Here is a 22,113-nt window from a genome sequence, read left to right as displayed (position 1 = left end):
TTGCGCACCAACTTTAAATAGTATGTTTGTATAATGGTTAAATCGGGTAGTCATATAAAATTTACTTACACTTCGATATTGGTTGTGCTTTTTCTGTTTACAACTATTTCAGTGAAAGCGCAATTTACATGCGCTGATGCTTCATTTGGCGCTGGAAATGGCCAACAAATTAGAGTTGAAGGAGCTGCAGGACTAGGTACTTTTTGTGCACCAGTAACAGTTGACTGGTATATATCATTTGATGCCAACATACCTGTTGGAGCGGATGTAGATGTAATAGTCGATTGGGGAGACGGTACTGATAATACATACAATACGAATAATTTTGGGACAACCTGGGAATTGAGTGATGGTAATGGTGCTACATTTACTGTAGGCTCTCAAACTTATACTGGAAATACAGTTGCACGAAAAATATATCCCACAAACGAAAACGTATGTTTCTATGATATTACAGCACGATTGGTTATTGACGGAAATGAATGTGCAGCTTCTACAATAATAAATTTAGTAAATTATTGGGATACAGACGAAGATATCCCCGGAATTGTAAATATTGACCCGATATTAATTCAAGTTTGTGCTGGTGATCAAGTAACAGTAAATTTTGATGATAACACTACTTTTAATTGCGTTAATCCAGCTGACACTGACAATCCAAATGAAGATTTAAGAAATGTAAGATGGACATATAATACAACGGATGGTGCCGCTCCATTTGGTAGAATTGATGATATTGAGCTTAGCAATGGCGTAACATTAGATGGTTCAAATGCAGGAGATCAAGATTATATACCTCCTCAGGCTGATGTCCCCGGAAGTGACGTTAATACAATTGAAGAATATCCAGCAATAGTAGGCCCTGGGGATGCTGTTTCTACAACACTCGATTTGACAGTACCAGCTACGGCAACTGTAGGGCAAGTATTTGAAATTAAACTTGAAAATTGGGGGCCTTGTAATCCACTTGGAGGCCCCATACCTGTTATAGAAAGATATGCTATTATCGAAATAGTTGAGCCCCCACAAGGATTAGATTTCACAATATCCACGGATGGTCCTGGACTAAATCAAAAGACTACCTTTTGCCCAGGTGAAGATATTAGATTAAGAGGTTCTACAACTAACCAAACTCCAGATTTTGAATATAGTTGGCAAATTTTTGATGGTCCAAATGATACAGACCCACTCATATTTGATAGAAATGATGATCAATTCACCTGGCTAAGCGATGAAATTGGAGATTTACAGAATGCTTTTTCTTCTTCTGGGGATAAATTAATAAGAATGTTCGTACAAAATTCAGATACAGATTTAACAGGAAATTGTACAGTTTTTGAAGACAAAATAATAGAGATAATAGAAACACCAACTCCAACTATTGGGACAGACGATTTAAGTGGCGGAGGCACAGATATTTCCATCACTTCTATTAATTTATGCGAAAGTGAACTTCCTATTGATTTTACATTTACGGATGAAACCCCAGATCGAAATGCCTCAACAGAATCTAGATGGACAATATTTGATAATGATGACTTAATTGTTTTTGGTGGCGGTGCTTATGGTGGACAAACAGCTACTCCAGATAATCCTGTAGCATTATCTCCTTACACATTTAATTCAACCGGGCATTTTAAAGTTGTATTAGAAATTAGAGACGGTACAACAAGCTGTGAATCATCTGATACTGTTAATGTTTTTATATATGACACCCCAGAAGCCGATTTTGAAACTGATGATGTTTGTGCAGGTGATGATGACCCCAGTAATAGAACTTTATTTTTCAATATAGCGGATGCAACAAATGGCATAAACCCTCAAGTCAATGGGGATGAAATTGTCAGGTGGATGTGGGATTTTAGTTTTGATGCGGTGGCAGGTTTTAATATTGAAAGGGATGTTAACAATAATAATGATTTTAACAGATTTTTAGACGGGACGGACGGAGCTGCTGAACCTATCGAGTCTCAACCAGGAACTTATGATGTAGCCCTGGTAGTTGAAACCACTAATGGATGCACAGATACTATCCAATATGAGGTAGAAGTAAAACACAATCCACTTTCAGACCTAGAAGCTTCATATACAAACGATTATGAAGGCAATTCAGCAGGCGACCCATACACTGGTGATCCTATTTGTCCCGGAACTCTATTAACTTTTACCAATATCACAGATGAGTCTTTAAATGATGCTTCAGTTGACCCTGTTGATTATGAGTTACAAATTGATAGTTTAGGTACTACAATCTACGAACCAATTGGAGCACCCGGAGACCCAGATGAATCGGTATCCCCAAATATTTTCTTTAATAACACAGGTTCAAACGAGATTTATACAATCGAATTGGTCGCTAATGGGGATAATGGATGTAGTGTCATCAGTGATCCAATAACGGTTACTGTTCTACCAGGTAGTGCCTCTGGTTTTGAGGTTTATGATGAGCCTACTTTTACTGACTTATATGATCCTTTGGTTGACTATTGTTCTCCTTACGAATTTTACTTTCAAATTGACAACCCAACGGATAATTTATTAAATCCTGGTGATTCTTTGGTTTGGGAAGTCTTCGATGGCTCTACGCTACTGGGAGGGGACACACTTGAATCTGGAGAAGCTGACTATGATAAATTTTCATTTGAATTTACTAATGATTTCCCAAGTATTGCGGCCATTAATTATACCGTTGTTTTGCAACCTTTTGTTGATGGTGTATGTGTCAATAATTCTCAAAGAACAGTTCGTGTACTTCCACGACCAAGTTCTGAATTCAATCCTACTAACACCGTAGTAACCTGCGATTCCGTGACTTATTACTTCGAAGCGGTTCAACCCGGATTATTAACCTATGATTGGCAAGTACAACCTACTACTGATACACTTTCTACTCAGAATGACGGAGTTGAATTCTGGGTGAGCTACAACAGACCCGATGTAGGAGATCCTAATGTAAATGTTGAGGTGAGGTTGCAGACAACCAACCCTTTTAATTGCGTTGGGGATTTGTCTGATCCATTTAATGATACTATACTTCCAAAAGATGATATTAATGTAGTGCTAAATACCGTTGGAAATGAATTTTGCACTCCTGCTGTCTATGGTTTTGTAAATAATACAAATCCTGCTGATGTGCCTGCCGGAACTGAATGGGAATTGATTATTTCAAATCTTGATAATGGATCAACTACAGTAATTGATGGAACTACTCTAACTGGAAACGAGGAGTTCAGGGAATCTGATCCAGCTAATATTTTCGAATACACTTTTACTGATTCAGCCAACTATGAAATTAGATTAAACGCATTATTACCAAGCACATGTGATGTGGCTTCTGACCCTCCTATTTCACTGGGAATAAATGAAAGTCCTACTGTTGATTTTAATACAAACATTTCCGAAGGTTGTGCTCCATTTTCATTTAGCATTATCAATGAAACCAGTAGTGTTCCTTCTGGCAATGATTTTAATTTATCTTACGAAGTAAGAAGACCCAATGGCACTCTGGTTTCTGGTTATACTGGAACCATTGTTAAAGGTCCAAGTAATCCAAGTGGTTTAAATGGTTTAACCCTATCAAATTTAACAGTACCGGCAGGATCACCATTTATAGATTATGATGTCATCTTAATAGCAGAAACATTTGCAGGTTGCATAGCTGAATCAAGTCAAACAGTTAGGGTTTATCAAGAACCTGATATTGATTTTGATATTTTACCTTCCAACACATTATGTGAGGATTATAACTTTGAATTTGAGGTCGTTACCAATAATATTACCAATGCTGATTTTGAACTTACATGGAACTGGGGAGATGGGCAAACTTTCGTAACTGATAATAACGATAATGTAAATCATACATTTAGTAATCGAGCTAGTTTCTTTGGATCTGATACCTATACAGTCAATTTATCAATCGAAACTGAATATGGATGTATTGCTAGTGTTAGCAAGCCAGTAAATTTAAACCCAAGAGTTCAAGCCGGCTTTTTCAAGGATAAAGAACAAGGTTGTTCTCCCCTCCTGGTCAATTTCACCAGTAATTCCCTACAATCAGGAATCAGCGGTAATCATCAATATGAAAAAAGAGTGGCCGGTACCAACACTTGGGTGCCATTTGATAATAGTCCGTCAAACAATGGAGCGGTTGCTGAAACCTTCTCCAATAGCAGTGACAGTGTTCAGATTTTTGAAATTCGATATAACGTATTCTCTGATATTTCTAATGGTACTATATGCTATGATACCGCAGCCATTGATTCTTTAACCGTTTTCCCTGAATTTAATAGTCCGGCTATAACTGGTCCAGATGAAGTATGTGCATTTGCACAGCAAATTCCCTTTATTGTTGATGCTTCGGATGGATCTAATTATCAATGGTCATTGCCTTCTGGCGCGTTTATTATAAACTCTACCCCAACTGGCGATTCCATCAATGTTAATTTCAGTAGTTTCTCCGGAAATGTGCAAGTTATTGAAATAGACAGTAATGGCTGTTTTGGAAACCCTACGCTCCATCCTGTAAGCATTTTGACGGGACCAAGCGGTACTTTGAGCCTAAATGGCAATAATGTTATCTGTCCGGGTGATTCTACTAGTTTAATTTTTAACTTAACAGGTCCTGGGAGTCAAAATTTTGATGTTATCTATAATAATGGAGTAAGCAATGACACTTTATTGAATATTCCAAATGGACATATAGAATATGTAAAACCTACAGTTTCAACAAATTACTTCTTATTAAGCGTAGAAGACCGAGAATATCCAGCATGTAACCCTTCCAGTATTTCCGGTTCAGCCTTTGTTTCAGTAAATGTTAAGCCGACTGCGACCCTATCAGGCTCTACTACCATCTGTGAAGGCAATAATGCCAATCTATTCTTTAATTTAACAGGAATCGGTCCATGGGAAGTAGTCTATACTGATGGAAACTCAAATTTCACTATCAACAGTAATAATCCTGTAACCATTGAATCGGTAAGCCCAACCGACTCTACCACCTATAGCTTGGTAAGCGTAACAGATGGAAATACACCTGTCTGTTCAGGGGATGTTTCAGGTAATGCCACCATTGAAGTGAATCCAAAACCTAGTGCCACCATTTCAGGAAGTCAGAATAATGTTTGTGTGAATACGCCTACAGAATTAGAATTTAATTTAACAGGAACCCCGCCTTGGAATGTTCGATATACGGATGGTGAAAATATATTTACATTAGCTAATGTTACTCCTGAAGCAGGATTCAATAGTAATACGGATACCCATACTGAAATTGTGACCATTAGTGCGGCACCTGGCACTAAAAATTATACTTTAGTGGATGTAATAGATTCTAATACGCCCAATTGCTCTGGGGATGTAAGTGGATCTGCCACCATCACCGCTTTTGACAGGCCTGAAGTTGAAATTGAAGGTAATAATACCATCTGTTTAGGAGATAGCAGTCCACTGACATTTAATTTCACCGGAGATGGACCATTTGATGTATTAATAACCGCTAATCAAGATACCATTGCATACAATAACCTTCAAAATGGTGAATCTATAAGCCAAACTCCTGAAGTATCCACTGTTTATAGAGTAATTGAATTAAGGGACAATAGAGGGTGTTTGGGCAATAGCTTAGGCGGTCCAATAAGTATCAATGTAAATAACTTACCTACCTCAGAAATTTCTGGAGACGATGTAATCTGTTATGGAGAGGAGACTGAATTAACTTTTGACCAAACAGGAGCTGGACCTTGGACCATTACCTATACAAATGGAAGCCAAAACTTTACATTTACCACTTCCTTTAATAGACATTTTGAACCTGTTTCCCCTACTGTTACCACCACCTATTCACTGGTTTCTGTAGTGGACAGTAACGCTCCTGATAATTGCAGTGGGACTGTAAGTGGCAGTGTATTAAAAGAAGTTTTTCCAGAGTTGGAAGCGAGTTTCGAAGCCACTCCTGAAAACATGGTATTACCGGAAAGCACTGTAAACATCACCAATAACACCACCAACAAAAATGAGTGGGAATATGAATGGGATTTTGGAGATGGTACTATTTCCAATGAAGTAGATCCTGCGCCACACGAATATGGTACTTATGGTGAATTTGTTATAAGGATGACTGCTACAAATGGTCAATGTACAGATACTTACCAAGCTACTGTTACTATTGGAGCAATTCCGCCTATAGTGGATTTTGATGCAAATCCAAAAGAAGGTTGTTTACCTTTAGTAGTGGAATTTGAAAACTTAACCCAATTTGCTGACCCTTCTACATATCAGTGGGAATTTGGTGATGGTCAAAGGGTTGCTGCCGTTGAAAATCCAACGCATGTTTACCGTAATCCTGGAACTTATACCGTAACGTTATCCGCTTCAAATATTACGGGCCAAAGGACACAAATGATCAAGGAAGAATTCATTGAAGTTTACGCAACCCCTCAAGCTTCTTTTACAATACCGGATGAATACCGTTCAGTATTTACAGGAGAAGAAGTTAGATTTGTAAACCTAAGCCAAGGTGCGGATGAATATATATGGAAATTTGGTGACGGAAATGAGTCTTTTGAATTTGAGCCTATTCATGCCTATCCGGATAGCGGGCTTTATGACATCACTTTGATTGCCATTAATAGTGAGACTGGATGTACGGATTCTGTAAGCTTAAAATCCCAAGTACAAGTGATATTGGGTGGGGAATCAGATGTTCCTAATGCCTTTACACCAAGTAGAGCAGGGCCGGGAACCGCAAGTGATAATCCGCTCCAGAATGATTATTTCCTTCCAAGGGTAGAAGGAGTTTCACAGTTTAATATGAAAATCTATAACAGATGGGGGGAATTACTATTTGAATCTAATAATAAGGATGAAGGTTGGGATGGTTATTTCAATGGTGTGTTAATGCCTCAGGGAGTATATGTTTACCGCTTGGAATTGGTATATGAAAATGGTCGTAGGGAGACAAAAGTTGGGGATATAACACTCATTAGGTAATAATTTTGAGTAGTACATTTAGTTTATATATTGCAGGTTTGAATCAGGGTATGAATGAATATAAATCAAATAAAAAGTTTAGATAAACTACTTATCGTTGGTGCAATGGTTGTATTGTCCCTCTTAGGATTTGAGAGCAAATCCCAGGACTTTCAATTTTCGCAGTACCATGAATCTCCATTATATCTAAACCCAGCATTTACGGGCTTAGGAAAAATGCACCGCTTTACGCTCAATTCACGGATACAATGGCCTAGTTTACCCCGGGCTTATGTGACCAATGCTTTAGCTTATGATTACAACCTTGATTATTTAAGCAGTGGATTTGGATTGATGATTACCCGGGATGTGGCCGGTTCTGGAAATTTAGGGAATACCAATGCTAGTTTTTTATATTCCTACCGTGTAGCGCTTGGAAAAAAATTAGTATTGAGTACCGGTTTGCAATTTGCCTATAATTTTACGGGCTTAAATCAAAACGGCCTTACTTTAGGAGATCAGCTATTAGATAACAGGGGCGTATCCTTCGATAATGAATTGGCCAACATCCAAAACATACAGTTTTTTGACTTTTCCGGGGGAATGTTGCTATACAGCCAAATGTTATGGGGAGGTATCGCACTTCATCACTTAACGCAACCTGAAATGTCCTTAATTGGAGATTCCAATCCTTTGAATATGAAAATAAGCATTCACGGTGGTATCAGAATTCCATTATACAGAGGCCCTAAAAAGTTAGACCACATATCGAGTATCGCCCCATCTTTTGTATATAAAAGACAAGGCATCAATGATCAATTAGATGTAGGCTTTAACTGGCATTATGATCCAATATCTGCTGGGTTATGGTACAGAGGCGTGCCATTTAAAAAAACTGAGCCTAATGAAGGATTGTACGATAGGGATGCGCTTATTTTTAAGTTTGGTTTAATGTTCCCGGATTTTCAAGCTGGTTACAGCTATGATTTTACAATATCAGAATTTGGAGGTGCTTCTGGCGGTGCTCATGAAATTTCAATTATTTTTGATTTTGAGGCTACCTTGAAAAAGAAAAGAAAGAAGGAGTTTATTCCGTGTCCTACTTTTTAAGCCTTATTTCTCTGCTTTAAAGCTCTTCTCATCATATATCTTTCTACTACCACATCAATAGGTTTCAATAAAACCGCAATTCCTAATTTAAATATAAAACCGATTCTATTATCCCCAAAATATGCCTCTACTTGAGGCTCTAAAACTCCTTCAGAAAGAATAAACAAAAGAATAGCGATTAATAGTACAATAGAGGATGCTTTTCTACCTACTTTCGCTTTTACTAACTGATCAATAGTATCTTGTAGAAGTTGATTATTAACCTTTAAGTCATCATTGATTTTGTTGATTTCATCTGATTGTCTCTTAAGCTTTTCATTTGCCTCATTAAGTTTGGAATGCAAACGATCGCTAACAGAAGTTAATAATTTGGCCTCCCCTATTAGACGGTCATACTTATCGCATAATAATTTATAGTTTTCCTTTACCTTCTCAGTAGGGATATTTTCATCCTCTGCTAAAGCCCTGACCTCATTTAAAAAGTCAATTTCTGCTTGAAAAACATCTGATTGGGTAACATTTTTAGCCATAAATTATTATTTAATCTCTACCATTTTAAATGGCACTTTAATAATTTGTTTAAAATCCTCACCGGATTCTTCCATGTCCTCGTCTTCTTCTTCGTAGTACCAATCAATGGTGATGGATTTTCCTTGTTCTTTGATTTTTTCAAGTTTCCGGAAAATCTCCACTAAGCATTTTGAAGAGCTAGTATTAAAGTATTCCAATTTAATCTCAAAAATAGTAGATTCAAGCGGATTTTGAACATATTTATCCAACCAATCGAGCAATGGCTTATAAAACTCGATAGAATTCTCCGGAATAGACCTACCGGATATCAAAAATGTCTCAGCATCCGGATTAAAATCAAGTTTAGGCGTTTTTGGTGTTGCCTCTAAGTAGTAAGCATCCATATTGTTTTTTCTTAATGTTTAATATTCACTTGTAAACTAAAATAGGCATAATCCTCATTGATGGATTTAAAGTCAAAATCCAATGGTTGACCTGATTTTCTAACCATGTCCATAATGCCAAGTCCGGCTCTTCCTTTTTCAGAGAATACACCTTCGTCTAATTTACTTCTATACTTAGCTCTCAATTCATCATTCGATAATTGATTTATTTCCTTAATGCGCTTTTTAAGGTGTTCGATATTATTTTGATTAATGTAATTTCCAGAAATAATTTCGTAGGAGGTGGGATTTTTCACCACCATAATCATAATTTCCTGAAAAGGTTCTTTGGAATTTTTAATATCTTCTTGATTATGATAAATGTTTTGTAATACTTCCACTAAAATATTAAATACCTTCTTTTTGATTCGCGAATTATATTCCACCATGGCCAGTTTATTTTCCGCCAAGGTTAAAAGATTATTAGTAAGGCTTTCGGTAATTATACCGTGATAAGCCAGCACTAACTCTTCGCTTTGTTTAAGATTTTTAAATTTGCTTAAGGTATCTAACATTTTCTCCAAATGGGAAATAATGGCTTAAAATTTATCTTTTGTCAAATTACAATTATTTTTTGAATAAATATAATAATTATATGATTAGCCGGGAATTAATTAATGGACATTCCCAGTTAATTTTCTAATTAATGGTGTAATAATCAATGCTATTATACCAGCCCCAACAATAAATATAGTAATGAATTGGAATATTTCGGGTAATAAGCTGGGATTTTCCGCTATAGCATTCTTGTCAAATTCACCTGCTACCAATCCTGCAATTAAATTACCAAAAGCAACAGACATAAACCATGCCCCCATCATTTGGCCAACCAATCGCTTAGGAGCTAATTTTGTTACGGCACTCAATCCAACCGGACTTAAGAACAATTCACCAGTTGTATGTAAAAAATAAGTTATTAATAACCAAGTTGGCAATACCTTGTCGGCAGATAAAAGTACATAGGAAGCAATAATCATAGTTGCAAAGCCTAACCCTAAGAAGATTAGTCCAAAAGCGAATTTTAACGGAATGCTAGGATTTAGATTTCGTTTTGCTAATTGTATCCAAAACCAACCAAAAACAGGAGATAATATAATTATAAAGGTTGGATTAATACTTTGCAAGAATGAAGCTGGCATTTCCCAACCGCCAATAAATCGATCTGTATATCTTTCAGCAAATAAATTCAATGAAGAACCAGCTTGTTCAAAACCTGACCAAAAAACAGCTGAGAATATCAATAAAATAGCAATCGCCCATATTTTTTTCTTTTCATCTTTATTGAGCCCACCAAATAAAAAAATTGCTGCAAAAAACAGTACCAATACGGCTGCCACTACATAAAATGCTACCTCAGCAACACTCACAACATCAATATTTAAAAAACCAAAGGTAGTCAATAACACAAGAAGCATAAGTAAAGCCAAAAATCCGAATAACCCCAACTTCACTCTTTTTCTGAAACCAATTTGTTTTTCATTGGCTGGATCAAACCCTTCGGGTTTAGCGCCTATGTTTCCTAATGATTTTGATGATACCCTATATTGGATTACCCCTAATAACATCCCAACACCTGCGGCTGCAAAACCTAAATGCCAATTAATACTTTCTCCTAAATAACCCGTTATTAATGGAGCAACGACTGCACCTAAATTTATCCCCATGTAAAAAATAGAAAAACCGGCATCTCGTCTGGCCGGTTCATCATCTTTGTAAAGCCCTCCAACTATACTGCTAATGTTGGGTTTTAATAATCCTGTCCCTATTACGATAAGAATTAAACCAATAAAAAAGAATTCTTCAGTAGGTATTGCCATGGAAAAATGGCCACAAGCAATGATAATACCACCATACCAAACTGCTTTTTGTAATCCGAAAAAACGATCTGCTAACCAACCGCCCGGCAATGCCAATAAATAAACAAACATAGTATATAGGCCATATATTGCATTTGCCGATTTATCATCTAAGCCAAATCCACCCGTTTCGATGGAATCTACCAGAAAAAGTACTAAAAGGGCGCGCATTCCATAATAACTAAAACGTTCCCAAAATTCTGTGAAAAATAATGTTGCTAATCCTCTAGGATGACCAAAAAAAGTTTTTTCGGAATTCATATTATCTATAAGTTAACTTAATTTTAAAAATCGAAATGCTAAATCTAATACGGGCTTTTCATTAAAACAAATAGAATGTGACAATCGGCTTTATTTTCGATAGAAAGTGTATTCTATACACTATCTAAACATTTGTAAATGATTTAAAAATTACTTTTTAAGCAAAGTAAATTCTTTAACTTTGCCAACCAAACCATGTTATACCTAGCAAAACATATAAAAAATGAAGGAATTTGGATTGAAATCCGCTAAATCCGGTTTAGAAGCACTGGGTTTAAAAAATGTTGCAGAAGCTTATTGGAACCTTAGCCCAGCTGAATTGACCGAGCATGCTCTGGCCAATAAGGAAGGAGTGCTTACCGATACTGGAGCACTGATGTGTGATACCGGTAAATTTACAGGCCGTTCGCCTAAAGACAAATTCATCGTAAAAGATGATAGAACTAAAGATAGCGTATGGTGGGGTGATATCAATATTCCATTTGATCCTGATAAATTTGATGCACTTCATGAGAAAATGCTCAAATTCCTTGAGAATAAAAAAGTATATGTGAGGGATGCCTATGCAGGTGCTGACAAAACCTACCGATTAAATTTAAGGGTAGTCAATACACAAGCTTGGCATAATTTATTTTGCTACAATATGTTCCTTAGACCGGAAAAATATAAGCTGGAAACATTTGAACCTACCTTTACCATTATCAACGCTCCTGAATTTGAAGCCGATCCAGAGGTAGATGGAACAAGACAAAAAAACTTTGCCATTGTAAACTTTACTAAGAATATTATTTTGATTGGTGGAACTGGTTATGCCGGTGAAATGAAAAAAGGCATTTTCTCGGTACTGAATTACACCTTACCAACCGATCACGGTGTGCTCTCTATGCATTGCTCTGCAAATATGAGTGAAAAAGCTGATGGTGATACTGCTATTTTCTTTGGATTATCCGGTACAGGAAAAACTACCCTATCTGCAGATGAAAACCGAGGATTAATTGGTGATGATGAGCACGGTTGGACTGAAAATGGGGTATTCAACTTTGAAGGTGGCTGTTATGCCAAAACCATTGACCTTACAGAAGAGAAAGAGCCTCAGATCTTTAGAGCCATTAAGTTTGGAGCTATAGTAGAAAATACGCGCTTTTTCCCTGACACTAGGACTGTAGATTATGAGAATACGGAGGTTACCCAAAATACCCGAACAGCCTACCCTATTCATCATATTGATAATGCCGTTTCTCCTTCAATAGGTGGAATTCCTAAAAATATTTTCTTCCTGACTTGTGATGCTTATGGTGTTTTACCTCCAATTTCCAAGCTTTCCAAAGGACAGGCCATGTATCACTTTATTTCTGGATATACGGCTAAAGTAGCAGGTACGGAAGCCGGTGTAACAGAACCACAAACCGTTTTCAGTGCTTGCTTTGGAGCACCTTTTCTTCCTTTGCACCCTACGCAATATGCGGAAATGCTGGGTAAGAAAATGGACGAACAGAAAGTTACCGTTTGGTTGATTAACACTGGCTGGTCTGGAGGCCCTTATGGTGTTGGTTCCAGAATGAAATTGAAATATACCAGGGCTATGATTACGGCTGCTTTAAATGGTGGATTAGATGAAGTGGGTTATAGAAACCATTCCATATTTGGTTGTGCCATTCCAGCTACTTGCCCTGATGTTCCTTCTGAGGTATTAAGTCCAAGGGAAACATGGAAAAATGACACTGGTTATTATCTAATGGCAAACAAATTAGCCAAAGAATTCAATGAGAATTTCAAGAAATTTGAAGATTTCGCGAATGAGGAAATTATGGCAGGAGCCCCAAAACCCAATTTATCGAAAGTATAAGATAGTTTTTTTTCAGTTAAGTTAAATATACTGCCGTGGGGATTATTCCTCATGGTAGTTTTTTTTAGAAATCATTTATTCCAGTCTTCTCTTTTTGTCTATCAAGGAATTGCTAAGTTTGTCGCAAATTAATAAAACCTTCAGTAATGCAACTTGACCAAAATGATTTATTTCCCATTATGGGCGAATGGTTAAATCCCAATAACAGTGTATTATTGGATTTCTCGAATCAAAATGCTGATTTATTGAAGCTTGATCTTCAATCCACCCCGCTTTTTAATGAATATGTTTTTGGATATTTAAAAAAGAGTGAGAAGAAATATGGCCACGGTGGCTATTTAGAAAACCGAACGATTTACCAAAGAAGTACCCATTTCCAACAAGGGGAATCACGCTGCATGCACTTGGGAGTAGATGTTTGGTGTGAAGCATTTCATCCGCTTTACGCTCCATTGGATTCAAAAATCCACAGCTTTGCCAACAATAATAATTTTGGGGATTATGGACCCACTATTATACTAGAACACGAATTAAATGGGCAAAAATTTTATACACTTTACGGACACTTAAGCCTCAAAAGCTTAAAAAACATAAAAGAAGGCGATTTAATCAAGAAAGGTCAAAAATTTAGTGAACTGGGGCCTTATCCTGAAAATGGAGACTGGCCACCGCATTTACATTTTCAATTGATTACAGATATGAAAAACAAAATAGGTGATTTCCCTGGTGTGTGTGGTCCATCGGAATTGGAATTTTATAAAAATTTGTGTCCGAATCCCAATGGGTTTATTTTGAATGAATAAAAATATTTAAAACCTCTTTTTAAACAATGTTTTAAAAATAAAACTTTACTCCACCAAAGCCCCGGCAATGGTTGCCGTCATCATGCAGGCCAAAGTGGCGGCTAAAAGTGCTCGCATCCCCAATTTCGAAAGGTTACCCTGTTGGTTAGGCGCCATCCCACCTATTCCGCCCACTTGAATAGCGATTGAACTAAAATTGGAAAATCCACAAAGGGCATAAGTAGCAATGATAATTGATTTTTCGCTTAGTATATTGGCCGTTTTCATTTCTGCCAAACCCAAATAAGCCACAAATTCGTTAATAGCTGTTTTCTGTCCCAGCAAACTACCAACAGCCAAAGTATCCTTCCATTCCACTCCCATGGCAAATGCAAAGAGTCGGAAAGCTTGTCCTAAAATATATTCTAAACTAAAACTATTGAAAGTTCCATCAGTAGAGCTGGCCACAAATGCATTCAAGCCTGTCCACTCTCCTATTAAATTTCCCAAAAAATAATTAATGGCGGCTATAACGGCTATAAAAGCCAACAACATCCCGCCTATGTTTAAGGCCAATTTCAGGCCTTCTGCAGCTCCATTCGATAAAGCGTCTATTAAATTTACCCCTAATTTATCTTGACTAACATGCAAAGTATCATCAATTCCGTCTGGATTGGTTTCTGGTATTAATATTTTTGATATGACTATAGCCGCAGGAGCATTCATAATTGAGGCGCTCAATAAGTAAGAGGCAAATCTTGCTTTTTCAGCAGGATCATCCCCTCCTAAGAATGCAACATATCCGGCCAAAACCCCACCAGCTATTGTGGCCATACCGCCTGTCATCAGACACATTAATTCAGATCGCGTCATATTGGGCACAAATGGCCTTACCAATAATGGAGCCTCTGTTTGACCCAAGAATATATTCCCAGCAGCGGACAAACTTTCAGCTCCCGACAAGCGCATGGTCCGAGACATGACCCAAGCAATACCGTAAACTAATTTTTGCAAAACACCAAGATAATACAAACCCGCTGTAACGGTTGAAAAGAATATGACGGTTGGCAAAACTTGAAAGGCGAAAATAAAACCGAATGAATCTCCAGCTAAATCACCAAATAAGAATCTTGCGCCATCACCAGAAAAACCCAAGAACACTACAAAGGCTTCGGAAACTTTTTTAAATATCAATTCAACAAATGCTACCTTAGTAATCAAGAGCCCGAAAATTACCTGCAATAATAAACCGGTGCCCACTAACCTCCAGTCAATTTTTCTTTTATTTACTGAAAAAAGCCAGGCAAAACCCACTAAAACCAGTAATCCAATAAGGCCTCTGATATAATCCATAGAAATTTTTAAAGAAGCGACAAAATTAAAGGAATGTGTCTAATTAAAAAATCTATCCTGAAATTCAATTTATATAATTCTAAAAGATTATTTATTTCTTCAAATAAATCAATTTTAAGTAGATTTGCTAAATGCATTTGTTTTACCAATCCCAACTACCGGAATTAAAGAATTTAGATCAAGAAGAATCTAAACATTGTGTTAAGGTTCTCAGAATGCAAAATGGTGATGAAATCAATTTAATTGATGGAAAAGGCACTTTCTATCAAGCAAAAATCACTAATGCCCATCACAAAAAATGTGAATTTGAAATTATCGAAACTACTCAAGAAGAACCCTCTTCATTTCATAAGCATTTGGCCATAGCTCCTACCAAAAATATGGATAGAATGGAATGGCTAATAGAAAAGGCCACAGAAATGGGTATAGATGAAGTTAGTTTTTTTCAAAGTTTTCATTCGGAGAGAAAAATCATTAAAATTGACCGCTTGGAAAAAAAAGCGATCAGTGCAATGAAACAATCACTAAAAGCCAAAAAACCTATTTTAAATGAATTAAAAGCATATAAATCTATCTTGGATAATGCTAAAGAAGTAAACAAATTTATAGCTTATGTCGATTTCGATAATGAAATTCACCTTAAAAATGAATTGGACAAAGTAACAGACACACTTATTTTAATAGGTCCAGAAGGTGATTTCACCGAGGAAGAGGTCCAAATGGCTATTAGCAAAGGCTTTAAAAAAGTTAGTTTGGGGAAAAGTAGATTAAGAACAGAAACGGCCGCATTAGCAGCTGTCCATTTGATGAATTTGGTAGTGGATTAAGAATCTTTTGAAATTATTGGTGCTTTGTTAAGTTACTTATGGTGATAAAACCTGTCAGGTTTATTTAAAATTATATTAATACAAAGTAAGATTAATCCTACTCTATCGTATTAGATTTGATAAATGTTATAAATGATTAAATTAAGTCAGTTTTTCTTCCTACTTTTTTGAATGTATCTATTATAAAATCAAGATGTTCCTCTTCATGGGAAGCCATGAAACTTGTTCTTAACATCTGCATTCCCGGAGGCGTGGTTGGTGAGACAAAAGCATTTACAAAAATACCCTCATCATATAGCATTTTCCAGATAGCAAATGTTTTTTCATCCTCACCTATTATGATGGGTACAATTGCAGTTTGACCTTCCAAAACATTAAAACCTAAATCTCTTAAACCATTTCTTACTTTATTTGCATTGGCACAAACTTTCGAAGGTAAATTTGGATTTTGCTTTAATATTTTCAGTGCTGCTAAAGCTGAGGCTACTGAGCCTGGTGATGGAGATGCACTATAAATTAATGCAGGAGATTTATGTTTTAAGTAATTAATTACACTTTCATCACCTGCCACAAATCCTCCTATAGATGCTAATGTTTTACTAAATGTGCACATTACTAAATCTATATCATCTTGCACTCCAAAATAGTGCCCAGTCCCTTTTCCTCCAGAACCAATCACCCCAAATGAATGTGCATCATCAATTATTACCTTTGCATTATATTCTTTTGCTAAAGAAGTAATTATATCTAGCTGTGCAATATCACCATCAGTACTGAAAACCCCATCAGTAACTATTAATTTACCAACATCTCTAGAGATTTTAGAAAGTCTTCTTTCTAAATCATTCATATCTTTATGCTTGTACCTTTCGATTATTGCATTTTTGCTTGTCGCTAACATATTACCTGCAACTATACTAGCATGATTATCTTTATCAGAAAAAATATAATCTCCCTTGCCAACTAATGGTGTTATAACGCCTTGACCGGTTTGAAAGCCCGTACTAAAAAGCAAAGCACTTTCTTTACCCATAAATCCAGCAATTTCTTGCTCCATTTCATTGTGCAAGTCAATTGTTCCTGTAAGGAATCGAGAACCAGAACAACTAGTCCCATATTGCTCTATTGCTTTAATAGCTGCTTCTTTTACTTTAGGATGATTAGTTAAATCTAGATAATTATTTGAGCCAGCCATTATAACTGACTTGCCCTCCATGGTTACAAGAGGACCTTCACTTCCTGAAATAGGTCTAAAATATGGATAAACTCCTTGCTCTTTTAAAATATTCGGTCTATTGAAAGATCTGCATTTTTCGAAAATATCCATTAATTAAAATTACTTAAACTATACAATTAATATTTACTAAAACTTCATACTAGTTATCTTAAGTATTGATGATTTAAATCTCAATACATGATAATTAATTAAATTGCTAGTGAACTTTTTGAATATATCAATCTATCATCAGAAAAGAATCCGAACAAGATTTAAATTATTAAGTTTCTTGCTTGAGGAAATTTAATTATCATCAACTAGGTATGTTGAATTTATTAAACCAAAGTATAAATAAATAAATCATATTACCAGTTAAATAAAATAATTTTTTTACCAAATTATTATTAATGAAATTAGAATAATTAATATCTAAAAATTATGATAAAAAAAGCAATATTCACTATTACATTAAGCGTTTTTCTTTTTCATGCCAATGTGGAAGCACAATTGTTTGGAAAAAAGAAAAAACAAGAAGAAAAAAGTAAAACCGAAAAGCCAAAAGGTGATTTTAAAGATTATAAGGACATCATCAAAGGAGATGTGAAATCAGATAATGGTTTGTTCACTACTCATGAATTAGATGGAAAACTTTACTATGAAATCCCCTTTGATAAACTCGAAAAAGATCTTCTTTTGGTCAGTAGAATTGTAAAATTACCCGATAATTTTGGTGGTGGTTACATCAATGCCGGCTCAAAAGTAAATGAGCAAGTAGTCCGCTGGTATAAAAGAGATAAAAACATTGATCTAAAAGTCATCAGTTTCCAAAATGAAAGTGATGAGGACTCTCCAATCTACAAGTCAGTAGAAGCGAATAATTTCTTTCCAATTTTGTACAGTAGCAAAATTGAAGCCATAAACCCTGATTCCACTGCCTATTTGGTAGATGTAAGCAGTCTTTTCACTGATGAAGTAAGTGCTATTAATGCCATGCCTGATCGACTAAGAAAAGCTTATAAAGTAAAGCGCTTGGATAAAAGCCGTTCCTATATATCATCCGCTAAATCTTTTCCGGAAAATGTAGAAATACAACATTTGATGACCTATGATGCCGGTGATCCTCCTGGCAGGGATCAAGCTGGAACCATTAGTATGCTATTGAATCAATCCATGATATTATTGCCGGAAGATAAAATGCAACCCAGACTAGCTGATGACAGAGTGGGATGGTTTACCATTCAGAAATATGATTATAATTCGGATAAATTGAAATCGGACGATTATGAATTGATCAGAAGATGGAGATTAGTACCGAAAGATATTGAAGCCTACAAAAGAGGTGAATTAGTTGAGCCTGTAAAACCGATTGTGTATTATTTGGATCCTGCTACACCTGAAAAATGGAGACCTTATTTTATTCAAGGAATAGAAGACTGGAATGTGGCTTTTGAAGAAGCCGGTTTCAAAAATGCGATTATTGCAAAAGAAGCCCCTACTAAAGAAGAAGATCCTGAATTTAGCCCTGAAGATGTGAGATATTCAGTAGTTCGATATGTGGCTACCACCACTAGAAATGCAGTTGGCCCTTCTGTTTCGGATCCCAGGACCGGAGAAATCATTGAAAGTGATATTATCTGGTATCATAATCACTTAAGGTCATACCGAAATCGATATATGATTGAAGCCGGAGCTCAAAAAGAGTCCGCCAGAACTCTTGAAACCCCGGAAGCAGAAATAGGTGAAATGATGCGGATGGTCATTGCCCATGAAGTAGGACACGCTTTGGGATTGCCTCATAATATGAAAGCAAGTTCAGCCTATCCTACAGATTCATTAAGGTCTGCTACATTTACACAAGAATATGGGCTCACTCCTTCCATTATGGATTATGCAAGGGTTAACTATGTGGCCCAGCCAGAAGATGAAGGAGTTCGCTACATTAGAATGATGGGCCCTTATGATAAATATGCCGTCAACTGGGGTTACAGATTTATTCCTGATGCTGATAGCAAAGAGGAAGAGAAACCTGTTCTAGATCAATGGATATTGGATAAAGCAGGAAATCCTTGGTACGAGTTCGGTTCAGGTTACGGAGTAGCAGATCCAAGAGCCAATAGGGAAAGTTTGGGTGATGACCACGTAAAAGCCAGTGAATATGGCTTAGCTAATTTGAAGAAAGTAGTGCCCAATTTAGTAGAATGGACGGCAGAAAAAGGACAGGGCTACAGCGAATTGGCTGAAGTTTATAGAGAATTGGGCTATATGTGGAGCGGCTATGTCCGACATGTAACAGCCAATGTTGGGGGTGTTTATGAAACGCGTAAAACCTCAGATCAGGAAGGAGTTGTATATCAACATGTGCCTAAATCGATGCAAAGAAAGGCCGTGAAATTCTTAAATGATCATGCTTTCTCAAGCCATGATTGGCTTTTAAATCGCGAAGTCTTAAATAGAATTGAGGATGATGGGGCTATAGATAGAGTTAAATCATTGCAAAGCAGAACTCTTGGAAGCCTATTAGATGAAGACCGTTTGATTAGAATGGTAGAAAATGAAAGTTTCAATGGTAATGATGCTTATACTGTTATAGAAATGCTAGAAGATTTAAGAACCGGGATTTTCTCAGAGCTATACAAAAGCCAGGCTGTAGATGCTTACAGAAGAAACTTGCAAAGGACTTATATTGAATTTGCTTCTTCCCAAATTGCTGAATTAGAAGCAGAAGAAAAGCGAAATAATGATGTGATTATTTCAGATATAATTCCATTGATGCGAGCTGAATTAGTGCAATTGAAGTCAGATATCAATAGTAGAAGATATAGGACTTCAGATAAAATGAGTAGAATTCACTGGAATGATTTATTGGCTAGAATTGATCAATCTTTGGAAAGTAAATAATTGCAAAAAGCCCGTTGAAATCAAATTCAACGGGCTTTTTTATTATACGGTGCTGATTATTCACATTCAGTATCATTAATGAATACATGCAAGGCCATTTCGTCCCACTCTTTATCTGATTTGTCCAAACTGTTTAATTTATCACAATCGGAAAATAGCATATCAAAGTCTTCTTTTTTATATTTTCCTTTTTCTACCATATAGGTTTCTCCATCTATAGCCACCACATATTTTTTAGCATTCCCTCCTACTACCGTCATGCCTCCGATGCCGGCTGATGCGGTCTTTTTACCAGGATAATCATAGACTTTAATTTTACTGTCGAAGCCAGGATTTAATAATTGGGAAAGCATAAATTTGTCCTTTTTGCCCGGCCACTTTACAGTATGATAATAAATGTATTCACGATCCACCGCTTCATCAAAATCCGCTGTTGCCATTTTCTGCAAACTGGAAGTCTGTTCGGCATAAGTGGCCAATTTACCCCATCCATCCATTTTAATTCTAAGAGATTTCACCTCTTCTGCTTTGAATCTTGTTACATCTCCCGTTTCAGCATCTTTTATTCGAAAACTTTTAAGGCCTTTACCACTAAAAAATGCGGTGCGAATATCTCCTTCTATTATGGTTCCATCATTGGTTTCGACTTTGGCATCTCCAGTCAACGAGCTTACGGGTGTAAGAAACTGTTGCGCCTTGGCATTAAAAAAAAATCAAGCAAAAAACCAATGTCAATGCTGGTAGTATTAGTCTTCTAATTTTCATAGTTCTAAGTTTTGTTATACATCATGAAATTAAACCATTAATATGATTTTACCAATATATAATTTGAATTATTTTATTTTAGAGAAATCTTCTGAAGTAGTTGGCACTTTTAGTATCCATGAGATGCGATGAATTCTCTACTTGAAGACTTATTTTCATGTAGTCATAGTCTATTTGACTGAACCTTTAAGGAGATAGCAAAATATCTCTGTGTTAAAAGAAATGAGCTAGGATCAAACAGCCTTTGGCTGTTCTATTATTTTCACTGCCTGCCGAAAGGCCGGTTTTGATTCTTTTCCGGATAAATATGGGAAAAATGATGGTTAAATTTCCAAATTAACCTGATTTTTAAACTTGTTATATAGTAGAAAATACAACAATTAAGAGTACCATGGATATTGTTAGACTAAAGTTTTTCAAAATTTCTAAACTTTGGGATTCCCTTTCAAGCATGCCAATTTTTCCTTTAATTTGCATCAAATTTTAGAAGATGGCATTAAAAACATTCGTTAAAATATCTGAAGTCAATAATTTAAGTGATGCACGTTATTGTGCAGGCATGACGGTTAATCTCATGGGGTTTGATCTAGTAAAAGAAAATCCTGCTTATGTGAGCCCTGAAAACTTCATGGAGCTTACGGGTTGGTTATCTGGACTTGAATTCGTGGGTGAATACGGCAATGCTTCAGAAGATGCCATTAAAGCATCCATCAAAGATTACGAAATCCATTACCTACAAACTGATAATCCAGCCATTATCCCATTATTTCCTGATTTCAAAAGAATTTTGAGGTTTGATATGGACAAGGTGACCGATGCCGAGGAAGTAAAAAGCATTATGCAAAAAACAACTGATGATGTGGAATTTTTCTTATTTGAATCGGGCAACGGAAATCATTATAAAGAAAATGTGGTCAATCAAGTATTGGAATTGGCCAATGATTATCCTGTTGTCTTAGGCTTTAATATTGATGACAAAAATGTGATGAATTTGGTAGAAAACACTTCTATTAAGGGAATTTCACTCAAAGGTGGAGAAGAAATCCGACCGGGTTATAAAGATTTTGATGAGCTGGCAGATATTTTGGAGACGCTGGAGATTGATGATACGGTGGAAGGATAAGTGAGGCCCTCTCTAGTCCTCGTTTGCACCTAAAATCCGCAGGTAAAAAGGAAAATAAGCCGTAAAATACTTATCGCTAAGACTTTACGGCTTCAGTGTTTTCACCTATATTGGTGATGCAAACAAACACTGATATGAAGGTAATAAATTCAAA

14 protein-coding genes are annotated in these 22,113 nt (G+C 36.3%); 7 read left to right on the top strand and 7 right to left on the bottom strand.

The genetic code is table 11. The annotated features are described in order from the left end of the window. Nucleotides 1–111 precede the first annotated feature (111 nt). A complete protein-coding gene (locus tag ACFE0M_RS18190; RefSeq protein WP_434547220.1) occupies nt 112–6,990 on the top strand; it encodes a PKD domain-containing protein in 6,879 nt (2,292 codons plus the stop codon). A gap of 54 nt (nt 6,991–7,044) precedes the next feature. Continuing rightward, nucleotides 7,045–8,079: a PorP/SprF family type IX secretion system membrane protein gene (locus ACFE0M_RS18185; RefSeq protein WP_434547219.1), complete on the top strand. Its 1,035-nt coding sequence runs from the start codon at nt 7,045–7,047 to the stop codon at nt 8,077–8,079. Here ACFE0M_RS18185 and ACFE0M_RS18180 read toward each other — a convergent pair. The 4 genes from ACFE0M_RS18180 to ACFE0M_RS18165 form a co-directional block, all read right to left on the bottom strand. Further along, nucleotides 8,076–8,609, bottom strand: a complete 534-nt coding sequence (locus ACFE0M_RS18180; protein ID WP_434547218.1) for a hypothetical protein — start codon at nt 8,607–8,609, stop codon at nt 8,076–8,078. The genes ACFE0M_RS18185 and ACFE0M_RS18180 overlap by 4 nt on opposite strands. A 6-nt stretch (nt 8,610–8,615) precedes the next feature. Continuing rightward, nucleotides 8,616–8,993 carry a DUF1987 domain-containing protein gene (locus ACFE0M_RS18175; RefSeq protein WP_434547217.1) on the bottom strand — a complete coding sequence of 126 codons (378 nt, stop codon included), beginning with the start codon at nt 8,991–8,993 and terminating at the stop codon, nt 8,616–8,618. Between the two features lie 11 nt (nt 8,994–9,004). Beyond that, a complete protein-coding gene (locus ACFE0M_RS18170; protein WP_434547216.1) occupies nt 9,005–9,547 on the bottom strand; it encodes a SiaB family protein kinase in 543 nt (180 codons plus the stop codon). Nucleotides 9,548–9,646: 99 nt separating this feature from the next. Then, nucleotides 9,647–11,149, bottom strand: a complete 1,503-nt coding sequence (locus ACFE0M_RS18165) for a peptide MFS transporter (protein WP_434547215.1) — start codon at nt 11,147–11,149, stop codon at nt 9,647–9,649. A gap of 223 nt (nt 11,150–11,372) precedes the next feature. On the opposite strand from ACFE0M_RS18165, the gene pckA reads away from it, so the two are divergent. Together pckA and ACFE0M_RS18155 are read left to right on the top strand one after the other, a co-directional pair. Continuing rightward, nucleotides 11,373–12,995 carry a phosphoenolpyruvate carboxykinase (ATP) gene (gene pckA / locus ACFE0M_RS18160; protein WP_434547214.1) on the top strand — a complete coding sequence of 541 codons (1,623 nt, stop codon included), beginning with the start codon at nt 11,373–11,375 and terminating at the stop codon, nt 12,993–12,995. Nucleotides 12,996–13,141: 146 nt separating this feature from the next. Then, the gene (locus ACFE0M_RS18155; protein WP_434547213.1) at nt 13,142–13,798 is read left to right on the top strand and encodes a peptidoglycan DD-metalloendopeptidase family protein; all 657 of its coding nucleotides are present in this window, start codon (nt 13,142–13,144) and stop codon (nt 13,796–13,798) included. 45 nt (nt 13,799–13,843) lie between these two features. On the opposite strand, the gene ACFE0M_RS18150 is transcribed toward ACFE0M_RS18155, so the two are convergent. Continuing rightward, entirely contained in the window at nt 13,844–15,130 is a 1,287-nt protein-coding gene (locus tag ACFE0M_RS18150) for a NupC/NupG family nucleoside CNT transporter (protein WP_434547212.1), read from the bottom strand. A 131-nt stretch (nt 15,131–15,261) separates the two neighbouring features. On the opposite strand from ACFE0M_RS18150, the gene ACFE0M_RS18145 reads away from it, so the two are divergent. Next, on the top strand, nt 15,262–15,957 hold the full coding sequence (locus ACFE0M_RS18145) for a 16S rRNA (uracil(1498)-N(3))-methyltransferase (protein ID WP_434547211.1): 696 nt from the start codon (nt 15,262–15,264) through the stop codon (nt 15,955–15,957). 136 nt (nt 15,958–16,093) lie between these two features. Here ACFE0M_RS18145 and ACFE0M_RS18140 read toward each other — a convergent pair whose 3' ends face one another. After that, complete coding sequence (locus tag ACFE0M_RS18140; RefSeq protein WP_434547210.1) at nt 16,094–17,284, bottom strand: aminotransferase class I/II-fold pyridoxal phosphate-dependent enzyme; 1,191 nt, start codon at nt 17,282–17,284, stop codon at nt 16,094–16,096. A 327-nt stretch (nt 17,285–17,611) separates the two neighbouring features. Here ACFE0M_RS18140 and ACFE0M_RS18135 point away from each other — a divergent pair, with 327 nt between their 5' ends. Further along, complete coding sequence (locus ACFE0M_RS18135) at nt 17,612–20,071, top strand: zinc-dependent metalloprotease (RefSeq protein WP_434547209.1); 2,460 nt, start codon at nt 17,612–17,614, stop codon at nt 20,069–20,071. A gap of 56 nt (nt 20,072–20,127) precedes the next feature. On the opposite strand, the gene ACFE0M_RS18130 is transcribed toward ACFE0M_RS18135, so the two are convergent. Beyond that, nucleotides 20,128–20,736, bottom strand: coding sequence for a hypothetical protein (locus ACFE0M_RS18130; protein WP_434547208.1), 609 nt, complete (start codon nt 20,734–20,736; stop codon nt 20,128–20,130). Nucleotides 20,737–21,326: 590 nt separating this feature from the next. Between ACFE0M_RS18130 and ACFE0M_RS18125 the strand changes: the two genes are divergently transcribed. Further along, entirely contained in the window at nt 21,327–21,959 is a 633-nt protein-coding gene (locus ACFE0M_RS18125; protein WP_434547207.1) for a phosphoribosylanthranilate isomerase, read from the top strand. Nucleotides 21,960–22,113 lie beyond the last annotated feature (154 nt).

Source organism: Marivirga sp. (assembly GCF_051117495.1).
Classification (GTDB): Bacteria; Bacteroidota; Bacteroidia; order Cytophagales; family Cyclobacteriaceae; genus Marivirga.
This window is presented reverse-complemented; position numbering and strand designations above follow the sequence as displayed.

What these genes read in the sequence shown, in the direction of transcription:
- ACFE0M_RS18185 (WP_434547219.1), top strand. Translation starts at nt 7,045, where the DNA reads ATGAATATAAATCAAATAAAAAGTTTAGATAAACTACTTATCGTTGGT.
- ACFE0M_RS18180 (WP_434547218.1), bottom strand. Translation starts at nt 8,609, where the DNA reads ATGGCTAAAAATGTTACCCAATCAGATGTTTTTCAAGCAGAAATTGAC.
- ACFE0M_RS18175 (WP_434547217.1), bottom strand. Translation starts at nt 8,993, where the DNA reads ATGGATGCTTACTACTTAGAGGCAACACCAAAAACGCCTAAACTTGAT.
- ACFE0M_RS18170 (WP_434547216.1), bottom strand. Translation starts at nt 9,547, where the DNA reads ATGTTAGATACCTTAAGCAAATTTAAAAATCTTAAACAAAGCGAAGAG.
- ACFE0M_RS18165 (WP_434547215.1), bottom strand. Translation starts at nt 11,149, where the DNA reads ATGAATTCCGAAAAAACTTTTTTTGGTCATCCTAGAGGATTAGCAACA.
- pckA (WP_434547214.1), top strand. Translation starts at nt 11,373, where the DNA reads ATGAAGGAATTTGGATTGAAATCCGCTAAATCCGGTTTAGAAGCACTG.
- ACFE0M_RS18155 (WP_434547213.1), top strand. Translation starts at nt 13,142, where the DNA reads ATGCAACTTGACCAAAATGATTTATTTCCCATTATGGGCGAATGGTTA.
- ACFE0M_RS18150 (WP_434547212.1), bottom strand. Translation starts at nt 15,130, where the DNA reads ATGGATTATATCAGAGGCCTTATTGGATTACTGGTTTTAGTGGGTTTT.
- ACFE0M_RS18145 (WP_434547211.1), top strand. Translation starts at nt 15,262, where the DNA reads ATGCATTTGTTTTACCAATCCCAACTACCGGAATTAAAGAATTTAGAT.
- ACFE0M_RS18140 (WP_434547210.1), bottom strand. Translation starts at nt 17,284, where the DNA reads ATGGATATTTTCGAAAAATGCAGATCTTTCAATAGACCGAATATTTTA.
- ACFE0M_RS18135 (WP_434547209.1), top strand. Translation starts at nt 17,612, where the DNA reads ATGATAAAAAAAGCAATATTCACTATTACATTAAGCGTTTTTCTTTTT.
- ACFE0M_RS18125 (WP_434547207.1), top strand. Translation starts at nt 21,327, where the DNA reads ATGGCATTAAAAACATTCGTTAAAATATCTGAAGTCAATAATTTAAGT.